The following is a 12,185-nucleotide window of genomic DNA, read 5'->3' as shown; positions in this document are numbered from 1 at the left end:
TAGTAACGCTTTGCACCAGCAGGAGGAATGAAGTGAGCGACGCCGTATCGGCAAACTTGGAGCCCGCCAAAAAATTGGGCTTCGCTAATGAAGACCTTATTCAGGAACTGGGTTACGACGATGACGTGGACTACGATCTGCGCGAATCGATCGAGGACCTGATTGGTTCAGAGCTGCTCACCGAAGAGGACCATGACGTTGTCGACGCAGTCATTTTCTGGTGGCGCGACGGCGATGGAGATCTAGTTGATGCATTGATGGACGCGCTGAACTGCTTGGACGAGAGTGGCATCGTTTGGCTGCTTACTCCTAAGCAGGGCCGCGAGGGACATGTATCCCCAGCACTTATCCAGCAGGAGGCGCCAACCGCTGGCCTGCATGTAACTACTAGTGAAGGCGTTTCGGAGGATTGGTCCGCAATCCGCCTCGCCCCGCGTAAGAAGAACTAATGATTCAAACAGGTTCACGCCTGTTCGACTTCTCGCTGGAAAATCAGTACGGCGAAACGATAACCAGTACCGGGCTGTCTAGCGGCCGGGTGCTGGTTGTCTTTTATCCCTGGGCATTTTCGCGGGTATGCGGGTCGGAACTGGCAACACTCCAAGAGCACTACGAATTCTTCACGCAGCACCAGGTGCGCATCGTGGCCATTTCGGTGGACCATAAATTCACCCTGCGCAACTATGCGCAGTCGCTTGGCTTGGACTTCGAGCTGCTGGCCGATTTTTGGCCTCATGGGGCGGTGGCGCAACAGGCCGACGCCTTTGACCCTGAGCGTGGGGTCGCGGCCAGATTGACGCTGTACCTGGTTGACGGTGAAGTGCGCGATGTTTTCCGCAGCGAGATGACGCAGCCAAGAAGCATTGATGATTACAAGGCGGCAGTGGAACGCGCCGTTTAGCGTGCCGATATGGGCTGTGCTCCAGTTCACGAAAAAAGTCGGCTCACCGATTTGCCCGGACGCAGAAACCTGTGTAGAGTTATTCCTCGTTGGCTTGCAAAAGCGAACATGGTAAGGGCCTTTAGCTCAGCTGGTAGAGCGTCACGTTTACACCGTGAATGTCATCGGTTCGATCCCGGTAGGGCCCACCAAATAAGAATCCTCGATCCATTCGGATCGGGGATTTTTTGTCTCCTTGAGGCGATTTTTCCACTCGGGCAAGTCCTGCGGTGCCCATAGTGCCGGCTTCATGGAATATTTGATCCTCGATGACGCTGGACTCCTGGCATTGTCGTCCGAAGCCAGCGTGGCTGAGCCGGTGGCCCTTGCGCGGCACCGGAAGGTGCTTCGAATCTGCGAACCCGGTACAGCGATCTGGCATCGCTGTTTTCCAATGCCCCGTGGAGGGTGGTGGCGTCGTCTTCGATCACCGCTTCCTGGTACGTGCTATCGCTCATCGAGCTGCTTCGCTTCCACCTGCGGGGCAAGTCCGCAGATCCAGGCGCCTCGTGTTCTTCCGCGCTGGACTGAGCTCGCGCCTCGGTGGCGCTGGTCCCAGTGGTGCAGCGTGGAATAAGCAGGTGTGGGGGCGATGCTGGCGATTGCGGATTACCCGTGCATGCGAACAGCCTCGAACTTGCCGGCAACGCCAGTGGAGAGTATGTTCCAAGATCAGGCGATGTGGTGACGCTCGGCACTCTTTTATGAAAACCTCCATTTCAATTTGCCAAGTCAGTTCGGGATGCATTAGATTATTACTTGTTGCAGCGAAGGACTGAAGGAAAGAAACTTCCCGATTTCACACACTGCAGGAGGGCCTTTAGCTCAGCTGGTAGAGCGTCACGTTTACACCGTGAATGTCATCGGTTCGATCCCGGTAGGGCCCACCAAAACGAAGACCGCTTCAATCACTCTGAAAAGAGTGATTGAAGCGGTCTTCTTCGTATTCCCGGCCGGCGCCAGCCAATCGCCGAATGCCAGCGAAAGTGCGAAACTGGATGCATGACTGCACCAGAAGAAAACCTTTGGCTCGCCACCGTTCGCAAGAACCCGGACCACTCGCAGAATTTTGCCCAGCGCTGGCGCACGCTTGCCGCCGAAGGCCAGGATATTTTCGGGGAAGCTCGCGCCGTTGACGCGATGGTTGCCCGGGGCAGCAGAATTCTGGATGCCGGATGCGGGACCGGGCGGATCGGCGGCTGGCTTTCCGAGCAAGGGCACCAAGTGGTTGGCGTGGACCTCGACCCGCATTTAATCGATGTTGCCCGGGCAGATTACCCCAAAGCCCAATGGCAGGTCGGCAATCTGGCTGACTTCACCATCGCTGACGCAGCGGGGGAGAACCAGGAATTCGACCTGATAGTTTCTGCCGGCAATGTCGTCACCTTCCTCTCCGAGTCCGAACGCCGCCCGGCGCTGCAGCAACTGCGCGGGCATCTGGCGGCAGACGGGCGCATGATCATCGGCTTCGGCTCGGGACGCGGCTACGGGTTCGATGACTTCGAGGCCGACGCTTTGGAGGCGGGGCTGGCACTGCAGCAACGCTATTCGACCTGGAACTTCCATTTGCCTGCCGCCGATTTCCTGGTGGCCGTGCTCGGGCGCAAATAGCGCCAAGCGCAAACCGAGCGCTGCAGGAAAAATCCACTTCGCTTCCATGCGACGTGCAATTGCTCTTGAAAGGCCTCTGGCCTGCGGCTTCTGCCGTGGGTCGAAAACGGCGGGGTGCGATTAGGCGCAGCTGCCAGAATGCGCCTCTTGCGGTAAGCCGTCGTTAGCGCTATCTTGAACTTTGTAATGCAAAGTGGTTTTCATCACGTACTGCTTTGCGGCTCGGAGGCGGTGATCGCCGAAGGAGGCAGTGCGCCATGGACAACACGAACAGCAATGACATCGACCCGGCTCGCATTCTGCGTGGAATCGAATCGGATGCACAGCAAGCCCGCGAGGGCATGAGCCCGAACCAGCAACTGCTGTTCTCCATCTGGGGCGGTGCCTGGATCATTGCCTTCCTCGGGCTCTACTTGGCACTCGCGCCGCAGGGCTCGCCGCTGCTGCCGCCGGCGGTTGGCATCGGCACCGCAGTTGCCTCATTCCTCATCGCGATCGTGACTTCCGGCGTGCATTCGGCCAAGCGCGGTTCGGGGACCAAAGGTCCGTCGATGGCGCAAGGGGCGATCTACGGCAACACTTTCAGTCTGGGCATGATCATCACCGCCTTGCTCGGTTGGCGGCTGCATGCCGACGGGCTGAGCTCAATGGGCATGGCGACTTTTGCCCTCACCGGCCTGTGCCTGGTGATCGGCGTGCTCGTGGTTGCCGGCTCGGTGCTCTTCAACGACCGGGCCCAGCTGGTCTTCGGGTCCTGGATCCTGGCTATTGCCCTGCTCTCACTGGCCGCGCCGGCACCGCATAACCTCTTGGCCGGTGCAGTTGGCGGGCTGGGATTCATCGTGCTGGGCCTGCTGCACGGCAGCAAGCCGGAACTGGTCTCAGGAGCCTTGATCCGGGGTGGGCATGCAGGAGCTTGACCCGCTGATCCACGCCCAGGCACGGCTGAGGACCGTCACGGTCCTGGACACCTTGCGGGCCGGGGACAGCATCTCGTTTCCCAAGCTGCAGGGCCTGCTGTCGATGACCTCGGGTAATCTGGCAACGCATTTGCGCAAGCTGGAAGACGGTGACTACGTGAAGGTGGACAAGATCCTGGAGGGGCGCTGCCCAGTGACCTACATTGCCTTGACCCGCGCTGGGCGAACCGCCTTCGAAGAGTACAAGGAACAGCTTCGCGCACTGCTGGATGCGGTGTGATCGCCGGACGAACGTGCAAGGATACACGCAATTGCGCAGCCGGGGAGGAACCGGGAAAATCTGCCAGCTAATGCAGAGGCCCGGGACAGGTGAATCATCTGCGCGGCCCATTAGGCTGGAGAAGGTACGCTATCGAATCAACTGCAGAAGGAGATTTTCCAATGGGCCTAGGCGATAAGATCCAGAATAAGGCGCAAGAAGTTTCGGGCAAGGCCAAGAAATCCGTAGGCGATGCGACCGGCAATGAACGCCTGCAGGCTGAAGGCGTTAAGGACCAAGCCGCTGCGAAAGCCAAACAGGCCGGCGAGTCAGTCAAGGATGCGGCCAAGGACGTACGCGACGGCCTGGACAAGTAGCAACAGGCACGCAGGAGCTTAAACGGCAAAGGTGCCCGCGAATTCCGCGGGCACCTTTGCCGTTTCTGCATGGAACGCACTCGGGGCTACTTGGCCTTGAGCCTCCACAATGAAGTGACTTCCTTCGAACGGGCCGCATGCAGCACGTCCTGGGCATCCTGTGCGCGGTGGTGCCTTGGCGCGGTGTCGATCTTGTCGATGACTTCAAGGCCTGCCGCCTCGATGGCCTCCAGCAGCAGCGCGCGGGTACGCAAGCCCAGCAGCTCGGCGAGATCCGAGATGATCAGCCATCCTTCGCCGTTCTCGGTCAGGTGACCGGGCAATCCGCGCAGGAACTGCATCAGCATCTTGCTCTCGGGATCGTAAATAGCCGCGTCCAGGGTGCTCGGCGCGCTGCCCGGAAGCCACGGGGGATTGCACACGACCAGCGGGGCCCGGCCTTCGGGGAACAGGCTGGTCAGTTGCGCACGGGCGGCACCGGAAATGCCCAAGCGCGCGAAGTTGTCGTTGGCGCAGTCCACCGCGCGCTGGTGAATGTCGGTGCCGATGACCTGCTTGACTCCGCGGCGGGCCAGCACGGCCGAGAGCACTCCGGTTCCGGTGCCGATGTCGAAAGCCAGCGAGAGGTCCTCCAGCGGAGCCACCGCCACCAAATCCACATATTCCTGGCGGGTGGGCATGAACGTCCCGTAGGCCGGGTGGATTTTCGCTCCCAGGGCCGGAACGTCCACACCCTTCAGGAACCACTGGTGGGCACTGAGCATGCCAGCTAGTTCCTGCAGGCTGGCCACAGCCCGGTGACCTGCCAGGTCCGCGGCCTGCTCGTAGCCGAATGCCACCGCCGGACCGACGATCGGCGCCCGGGGCAAGTCCAGGACGGCCAGGCCGTCCTCGGCCTGGAAATCCAAGGGAACCAGGATCAGCGACAGCATCCGCGAACGCTGGGCCCGGGCCTGCCGGATGGCGTAGAACTTCTGCGCATCATCCAGGACCTTTTTCTTGGCCTTCGCGCTGCTGGCCTTGGCCGCGTTGGCGGCCGCCATGCGCCGGTCCATGGCGGCAAGCAGCTGCTTGGCGTTGTGGAAGTCGCCGGTCCACAGCATGGCCGTGCCGCGGGCCGCGTGGCGCATGGCCGCATCCGCGCTCAAGCGGTCATCGGCCACCACGATGTGTGCTGGTGCCCGGCGGGAATTGGCGGACAGCCAGATGGCTGTGGTGCTGGTTCCTTCGTGGTCCCAGGAAACGGTCACAGGGGCGGTGGCGGAATGGGAAGCGATGGGATGGCCCTGTCGATCAGCGTTGCTCAAGCGCATGGCAACCGCGCATGAGCTGTTCTGTTGCGAGGGGCTGGAGTTCCAATTCTACCGGTCCCGGCCAGACTAGCTGGGCCGGTGCCTGGCGACCAGCTGTTCGAGGATCCTTATCACTGGAATCGAGCTGTCCGTTTCGGCTGCCAGCTGCCGGGCAATTCGCCGGGCGCCATCGGCCAGGTCCTCATTGGCCAGGACTCCGGTAATTGAGGACGCGAGCCGCTGCGCAGTCAAGTGCTTGTAGGCAATGGGCTCGGCAGCCGCGCCGAGCCGGTGGATGCGCTGGGCCCAGAACGGCTGGTCGGTGAAGACCGGAACCGGAACTGCGGGGACGCCTGCCCGCAGGCCAGCGGCCGTGGTGCCGGCCCCGGCATGGTGCACGACGGCTGCCATCTGCGGAAACAGCCAGTGGTGCGGTACCGCGCCGATGCCCAGGATGCCAGGTTCGTCGATTTCCGGTTCCCCTTGCACGATAGTCCGTCTTCCGGTGCGCCGGGCAACATCCGTGATGAAGTCCGGTTCCAGCGCCTGCGTGCTGCCGAAGCCAATGAAGATTGGAGCCGGCCCCTCGTCGATGAAGTCGAGCAGCCGCTGCGACGGTGTCCATGCCGGATCGGCTGGCGGCCACCAGTACCCGCAATTGACGATCCCCTCATGCCAATCAGCGGACCGTGGAACGATAACTGAACTGAAGCCGTGGAGAATGGGGCTCCGGTGCTGGCGGCGAAGGCGTTCGGAGGCAATACGGCTGCGCGCGGGCAATCCCAGGGATTCGCGTACCCGCTTTGCTGGGAGGTCGTAGGGCGCCTTGGAAGCGGCGAAGAGCTGGCCGAGCAGCTTGTTGCCCAGAGGCCCGAAGCTGCGCGATGCACCCAAAGCCATGGGCGAGTACGCTGCACTGGGTTCAATGGGTTGCAGGTGCGCGCCGATCGCGGGGATGCCCATGGCCTCGGCCACGTCGTAGGCATAGGGTGCTACCGCATTGGTCATGATGATATCGGCACCTCGCTCGGCTGCGGCCATCGTTCCGGTAGCTGCCAGTTCGAAATAGTCCCGGAGCTCCCGGAGGTACCGGCGCAGATCCTTGGGGCTGGCCTTAGCGCCCGGAGCTGCCGGCTTGACCAAGGCGCCCATGTCGCCGGGGAGCTCCCGGAATCGGCAGCCTGCGGAAACCGCAAGGTCCTTGTATGCCGGGTTTGCCGCAATGGATACATCGAAACCATGGAGCGCCAGCTTCTGGCCGAGGCCGGCCATCGGCGCGACATCGCCTCGTGTTCCCGGTGCGATCATCAGCAAGCGCATAGTTCCTCCTGTAGAGTTAAATGCGAACAGTGTTCGCGGTTAACTATACAGCCAGAGCACGGCGCGTGACGCGCCCTGCGGGAAAGGACGGGCGATGACCGGCAACCAGCCTCGCACCGGGCCCAGGCCCCGGCACTCCCGGGCCAAGATCGCCCAGGCGGCGATCGCGCTGGCCGATGAAGAAGGCATGGGAGCGGTATCCATCAGAGCCGTAGCTGCAAAGATCGGAGCAGGAGCCGCCTCCCTGTACCGTTACGTTGAGTCCCATGAGGAGCTCACCGGCCTTATGGTTGAGCAGATCAGCGCCGAATATGAACTGGAATCGCTGGCCGGTTCGGCTGCCCAGCAGCTGCTCGGCCTGGCCACCCAGGGCCTGCAGATCATGCGCAGGCATCCCTGGGTGCCCTCGCTGGCCATGGGCAAGGCGTCCATGGGGCCGAACGCCTTGGCCTACCTGGAACGTGGATTAGCGGCCCTGGAAGGCAGCGGGCTGGAGGCAGGGGCCAAGCTGCATTGCCTGGCGATGCTCAACGCCATCACCGCAGCATTCGCGCTCAATGAGCAAAGCCAGCAGCGGCCCGAAGACCCGGCGGCGCTGTTCGCCCAGCTGGAAACAGGCCGCTACCCCCACCTGTCGGCCGCGCTGGGCCAAGCGGCAAGGCCCGTGGACCAGCAAGAGGCCTTCGTGAACGCGATCATGCACTATCTGCGTGGTGCCGGTGTTATTCCCAACTAGCCAGTGGCCATTCTTTGACATCTTCTAGGTGGTGCGGGAGCAATATGGAAACATGAATCCATAGCATCATCGCCTAGAACCAGGAGCTGAAATGCCCGCGCCCAGCGAAGCAAGCATGAAAGAAATCCACGAGCTCATCGCCGTGGACACCACTAGCCGCGACAGCAACCTTGCGCTGATCGGGAATGTCGTGAAGAAGCTGGACGCCTATGGCATCAGCTCCCAGCTGATCCACAACGAAGAGGGCACCAAGGCCAACCTGCTGGCCACCATCCCCGCCGCCGATGGAACCCGCACCGGCGGCATTGTGCTTTCCGGGCACACCGACGTGGTGCCAGTGGACGGGCAGAAATGGAGCAGCGATCCATTCGACGCCCAGGTGCGCGCAGACAAGCTCTATGGCCGCGGCACCTGCGACATGAAGGGCTTCCTCGGGGTGATCCTGGCCAAGCTGGACCAGTTCACCGGCGCAGAACTTGCCGAACCAATCCATCTGGCGCTGTCCTATGACGAAGAAGTCGGCTGCGTCGGCGCGGTGTCGCTGGTGCAGAGAATTGTTGACGAGAAGCTGGCGCCTCGCGGATGCTTCGTGGGGGAGCCATCGAGCATGCGGGCGATCCGCGGCCACAAGTCGATGAACGTTTTCCGCGCCGAATTCAACGGCGTCGCAGCGCACTCCTCGCTGCCTTCCGAGGGGGTCAACGCAATTTCCTATGCGCTGCGCTTCGCGAATTTCGTCGAGGAGGTTTCGACCGAGCTGCGCAACCATGGCCCGCGCGATGAAGCATTCATCGAACCGACCACCACCATGAACGTGAACAAGTTCGACGGCGGCATCGCGGTGAACACCATTCCCTCGCAGGCGGTGGTGTTCTTCGAGTACCGCTCGCTCGCGGTGGTGGACCGCGAGGCGCTGACCGCGCGCTTGCGCGAAGAAGCGGCCAAGCTGGAAGCCCAGATGCGCGAGCAGAACCCGAGCTGCTCCGTGGAGTTCTCCCAGCAGGCGGGCGCTCCGGGACTGGATACCGCTGCGGAGGAAGGGATTGTGTCCTTCGCGGCCGCCTGCGGCGCCATTGCCACCGATGAAAAGGTCACCTATGGCACGGAGGCCGGGCTGTTCGCCGCGGCCGGCATCCCCACCGTGGTGTGCGGTCCTGGCGATATCGCCCAGGCCCACGCTCCGGACGAATACATCGAGCTGGAGCAGATCGTGGCGTGCGAGAACTTCATCGATTCGCTGATTGCGCAGGTCAGCTCGTGAGCGCAGAGGTGAAGGCGACACCCGAGCAGATCGTCAAAGCCCGCAAGGCGGTCATTTCCAGTTCCATTGGCGCGGCGCTGGAATGGTTCGACATCATTGTCTATGCCACCTTCGCGACCACCATTGCAAAGGTGTTCTATCCGGAATCGGACGGCACGTTCGCGCTGATTCTCACCTTCGCCACCTTCGCGATTTCCTACCTGATACGCCCCCTGGGCGGCATGGTGCTGGGCAGCTACGCCGACCGCAAGGGACGCAAGAACGCGCTGACGCTCACGCTGGGCCTGATGATGCTCGGTACGCTGATCATGGCCGTGGCGCCGCCCTATGAGGTGGCGGGCGTAGCCGGTGCCTTGATCATCCTGCTCTCGCGCATGATCCAGGGCTTCTCTGCCGGTGGCGAGTTCGGCACGGCCACTGCATTCCTGATCGAAACCGCACCGCACAAGAAGGCGTTCTACTCTTCGTGGCAGGTCGCCAGCCAGGGTGCATCCATGCTGCTGGCTTCTGCCTTCGGCTACTTCCTGACCACCGGCCTGAGCCCGGAAGCCCTGGAGAGCTGGGGCTGGCGCGTGCCGTTCTTCGTTGGCCTGCTGATCGGGCCGGTAGGCCTGTACATCCGCGCCAAGCTGGATGAAACCGACGAGTTCGTTTCCGCCGCCAAGGAGAAATCGCCACTGGGCACGCTGTTCACCCAGCACTACGGCCGCCTGCTGGCCGCGGCGGCTACCATTGGCGTGGCCACGATTTCGGTGTACATGATCCTGTACATGCCGACCTTCGCCGTCACGAACCTGAAGATCCCTGCCGACGCGGCCTTCCTGGGCGGCATCTCGGCGGGCATCATCACGTTGTGCGGCGTCCCGCTGGTGGGCCATCTGGCCGACCGCATTGGCCCGGCCCGGGTGATGACCTACGCCGCGGTCGCGGCGTTCGTGCTGGCCTATCCGCTGTTCAAGCTGATGACGTCGAACCCGAGCGTGATCGTGATGGTGATCGTGATCGCGGTTCTCGGCGTGATCATGTCCTTCTACTTCGGTCCGCTGCCGGCGTTGCTCTCCAACCTCTTCCCGGCTGCCATCCGTGGTTCGGGCCTGTCGGTGGCCTACAACGTGGGCGTGACCCTTTTGGGCGGAATTGCCCCGCTGGTACTGACTTGGTTGCTGGACCTGACCGGGTCGCTGGATGCACCGAGCCTGTACTACATGGCAATCGCCGTGATTTCGCTGATCGGCCTTGTGGTCGTGCGAAAGCGCTACGGCCAGCGCTAGTCCAGCCTGGGATTCAGCCAAAGATCGCCGCAAGCTTCCTCGTGGAGCTTGCGGCGATCGCTTTTTCCAGCGGGTGCGCCCTTACAGAGCCACCAGAAGCACAGCCGTCCAGTGGCACAGGAAGGCCATGACGGTGCAGGCATGGAAGAGCTCGTGGAATCCGAAAATGCTCGGCAGCGGATTTGGCCGCTTCGTGGCGTAGAAAACCGCGCCGATCGTGTAGGCCAAGCCGCCAGCGAGAATCAGGATCATCACCGCGGGGTTCGCGGCCCAGAACGCTGGCAACTGCATCAATGCGCCCCACCCGAGCAGGATGTAGAGGCTGACTCCAACCCAGCGGGGTGCCGCGGGCCAGAATGACTTGATGGCAATGCCGGCCAGTGCACCGGCCCAGATGACGGACAGCACGATGATCGCCTGCGGACCGGGCAAGGTCAATGCTGCTACCGGAGTGTAGGTGCCGGCAATGAGCAGGAAGATGTTCGCATGGTCGGCCCGGCGGAAGAGCCCCATGACCTTGTCGGTCCAGTTGCCACGATGGTAAAGCGCCGAGGTGCCAAAGAGCAGGATCGAGCAGAGCGCGAAGACCGCGGTGGTCCATTCCGCCAAGCGTCCGTTGGCCAGTACGACCAGCACCAGGCTCATGATGATAATGCCCGGGGTGGACCAGGCATGGATCAGCCCGCGCCAGCGAGTACGCTCGGTGCCGATGTGCGCGAAGGTTCGCCCGGCTCGGCCTTTGCCTGCAGATGGTAGCGGTGCGGTAGCCATGGGTCTCCTTAACGTCGTGCGCGGGCACTGGGCCCATCATCGAACTATACGATAATCGGCTGTCAGCGTGCTGTGGGGTCATCGCGATTAATCCCGATTAGGATTCGAATATGGCAGATGACCAAGAAATTACCGACCACCTGAAGACTATTGCTCAACTCAATGAGCCCGGAGAAGTGCTGGCCAATGATTCACCGTTCATCTCCGTGCGCAACCCTGACTGGTTCGAAGAAGTGGCCCCGGGCTCGTGGAAGGCGATCGGGGAACGCGACCAGTTGCATCGGCGGTTGATCGACCAGGAACTGCGGGCAGCGGGCGGCGCCCAAGCGCAGCGCCAGGCTGTTGTGCTTGCCGGAGCTCCGGGAGCCGGCAAGAGCAGCCTGCTGCGCGAACTGCTTGGCGGTCATGAAGATGACTATGTGGTGATCGATGCCGATGAATTCAAGGCGAATCTGATGCGCGAAGCGCAAGACGACGGAACCTACGAAGGATTCTTCAAGCCTCGGGAAGTCAAAGAGCGCGAGCAGCGCGGTGAGCAGTTCTTCCCGATGGACATGGCGAGCCTGGTGCATGAGGAATCTTCCATGCTCAGCGAGAACCTGCGTGCCGCATGCTTCGAGCAAGGACTGAATGTCGTCATTGACAAGGTCCTTGCGTCCGAGGATTCAGCGCAGAAGCTGGCAGCTCAGCTGCAGGAGGCCGGATACGAGATTCAGATCGTGGAGGCGTACGCGCCGCAGGATGTCTCGGAAGAACGGATCGTTGAACGCTGGGAAAAGCAGCAGGAAGCTTCCCTGGATGGCGACGACAACCTTGGTGCACGCTGGGTTCCCGAAGGATTTACCGATATGGTCTTCGACGCCCCGGGCCAGCGGTCCCGGCCAGCCGCCGTGGCCCAGATGTTCGCACGCAACTGCCCCTCGGTACTCAGCTTCAAGGTGTTCCATACCGCGCTTGGGGAAGCCTCGGACACGGACGGGAGCCTTCTGCTTTTCGAATTGCGCAGGGAATCCGTGGGCTCTGAGCTGCTGCGGGTGAAGTAGCCAAGACAAGAGAAAAACCCGCCGAGCAGCAGTTGGTACTGCTGCTCGGCGGGAATTCAAGATCCGCAGGACAATGGTCCCTCGGGAGGTGCCTTAGGCCCGTCGTTTGGTGATGAAGCCCCAAATGACCAAGACGATCAGGGCGCCACCGATGGCAAGAAGCCAACTTGAGATCGAGAAGAACTCATCCACGCCCTCACCGAAGATAGCACTTCCGATCCAGCCTCCGAGTAGGGCGCCTACGACGCCGAGAATCAGGGTAGCGATCCAGCCGCCACCTTGCTTGCCGGGCAGAATGGCCTTTGCGATCGCTCCGGCAATCAAGCCCAAAACTATCCATCCAATGAATCCCATGATTCGCTCCAATGGTCAGACTGTGCAGTG

14 protein-coding genes and 2 tRNA genes are annotated in these 12,185 nt (G+C 61.9%); 12 read left to right on the top strand and 4 right to left on the bottom strand.

The window, feature by feature from the left end; genetic code table 11:
* The first annotated feature begins 32 nt into the window (after positions 1-32).
* The 8 genes from EDF61_RS04925 to EDF61_RS04890 all read left to right on the top strand — a co-directional run bounded on the left by EDF61_RS04925 (position 33) and on the right by EDF61_RS04890 (position 4,107).
* Complete coding sequence (locus EDF61_RS04925; RefSeq protein WP_105657750.1) at positions 33-449, top strand: DUF3052 domain-containing protein; 417 nt, start codon at positions 33-35, stop codon at positions 447-449.
* Positions 449-901 carry a redoxin domain-containing protein gene (locus tag EDF61_RS04920; RefSeq protein ID WP_133833430.1) on the top strand — a complete coding sequence of 151 codons (453 nt, stop codon included), beginning with the start codon at positions 449-451 and terminating at the stop codon, positions 899-901. The genes EDF61_RS04925 and EDF61_RS04920 overlap by 1 nt, the downstream gene beginning before the upstream one ends.
* 115 nt (positions 902-1,016) lie before the next feature.
* Positions 1,017-1,092 (top strand) — tRNA-Val (locus EDF61_RS04915).
* Between the two features lie 662 nt (positions 1,093-1,754).
* Positions 1,755-1,830 (top strand) — tRNA-Val (locus EDF61_RS04910).
* 112 nt (positions 1,831-1,942) lie between these two features.
* Positions 1,943-2,551 carry a class I SAM-dependent methyltransferase gene (locus EDF61_RS04905; protein ID WP_105657752.1) on the top strand — a complete coding sequence of 203 codons (609 nt, stop codon included), beginning with the start codon at positions 1,943-1,945 and terminating at the stop codon, positions 2,549-2,551.
* A 257-nt stretch (positions 2,552-2,808) separates the two neighbouring features.
* Entirely contained in the window at positions 2,809-3,471 is a 663-nt protein-coding gene (locus EDF61_RS04900; protein WP_133833429.1) for a hypothetical protein, read from the top strand.
* A complete protein-coding gene (locus EDF61_RS04895) occupies positions 3,458-3,751 on the top strand; it encodes a transcriptional regulator (RefSeq protein ID WP_133833428.1) in 294 nt (97 codons plus the stop codon). The genes EDF61_RS04900 and EDF61_RS04895 overlap by 14 nt, the downstream gene beginning before the upstream one ends.
* Positions 3,752-3,912: 161 nt before the next feature.
* Positions 3,913-4,107 carry a CsbD family protein gene (locus tag EDF61_RS04890; RefSeq protein WP_105657755.1) on the top strand — a complete coding sequence of 65 codons (195 nt, stop codon included), beginning with the start codon at positions 3,913-3,915 and terminating at the stop codon, positions 4,105-4,107.
* 86 nt (positions 4,108-4,193) lie between these two features.
* On the opposite strand, the gene EDF61_RS04885 is transcribed toward EDF61_RS04890, so the two are convergent.
* Both EDF61_RS04885 and EDF61_RS04880 read right to left on the bottom strand, forming a co-directional pair.
* Positions 4,194-5,420: a methyltransferase gene (locus EDF61_RS04885; RefSeq protein WP_133833427.1), complete on the bottom strand. Its 1,227-nt coding sequence runs from the start codon at positions 5,418-5,420 to the stop codon at positions 4,194-4,196.
* A gap of 66 nt (positions 5,421-5,486) precedes the next feature.
* Positions 5,487-6,719 carry a glycosyltransferase gene (locus EDF61_RS04880; RefSeq protein WP_133833426.1) on the bottom strand — a complete coding sequence of 411 codons (1,233 nt, stop codon included), beginning with the start codon at positions 6,717-6,719 and terminating at the stop codon, positions 5,487-5,489.
* A gap of 94 nt (positions 6,720-6,813) precedes the next feature.
* Between EDF61_RS04880 and EDF61_RS04875 the strand changes: the two genes are divergently transcribed.
* The 3 genes from EDF61_RS04875 to EDF61_RS04865 all read left to right on the top strand — a co-directional run bounded on the left by EDF61_RS04875 (position 6,814) and on the right by EDF61_RS04865 (position 9,987).
* Complete coding sequence (locus EDF61_RS04875) at positions 6,814-7,455, top strand: TetR/AcrR family transcriptional regulator (protein WP_133833425.1); 642 nt, start codon at positions 6,814-6,816, stop codon at positions 7,453-7,455.
* 91 nt (positions 7,456-7,546) lie between these two features.
* Positions 7,547-8,716 carry an acetylornithine deacetylase gene (gene argE, locus EDF61_RS04870; RefSeq protein WP_286172104.1) on the top strand — a complete coding sequence of 390 codons (1,170 nt, stop codon included), beginning with the start codon at positions 7,547-7,549 and terminating at the stop codon, positions 8,714-8,716.
* Positions 8,713-9,987, top strand: coding sequence for an MFS transporter (locus tag EDF61_RS04865; RefSeq protein ID WP_133833424.1), 1,275 nt, complete (start codon positions 8,713-8,715; stop codon positions 9,985-9,987). Before argE ends, EDF61_RS04865 begins: the two co-directional genes overlap by 4 nt.
* A gap of 81 nt (positions 9,988-10,068) precedes the next feature.
* Here EDF61_RS04865 and trhA read toward each other — a convergent pair whose 3' ends face one another.
* On the bottom strand, positions 10,069-10,758 hold the full coding sequence (trhA, locus tag EDF61_RS04860) for a PAQR family membrane homeostasis protein TrhA (RefSeq protein ID WP_181148856.1): 690 nt from the start codon (positions 10,756-10,758) through the stop codon (positions 10,069-10,071).
* A gap of 110 nt (positions 10,759-10,868) precedes the next feature.
* On the opposite strand from trhA, the gene EDF61_RS04855 reads away from it, so the two are divergent.
* A complete protein-coding gene (locus EDF61_RS04855) occupies positions 10,869-11,801 on the top strand; it encodes a zeta toxin family protein (RefSeq protein ID WP_133833423.1) in 933 nt (310 codons plus the stop codon).
* Positions 11,802-11,894: 93 nt separating this feature from the next.
* On the opposite strand, the gene EDF61_RS04850 is transcribed toward EDF61_RS04855, so the two are convergent.
* A complete protein-coding gene (locus EDF61_RS04850) occupies positions 11,895-12,155 on the bottom strand; it encodes a GlsB/YeaQ/YmgE family stress response membrane protein (protein ID WP_105657761.1) in 261 nt (86 codons plus the stop codon).
* Positions 12,156-12,185 lie beyond the last annotated feature (30 nt).

Origin of the sequence: Arthrobacter sp. JUb115, from assembly GCF_004365035.1 — a bacterium.
Lineage (GTDB): Bacteria > Actinomycetota > Actinomycetes > Actinomycetales > Micrococcaceae > Glutamicibacter.
This window is presented reverse-complemented; position numbering and strand designations above follow the sequence as displayed.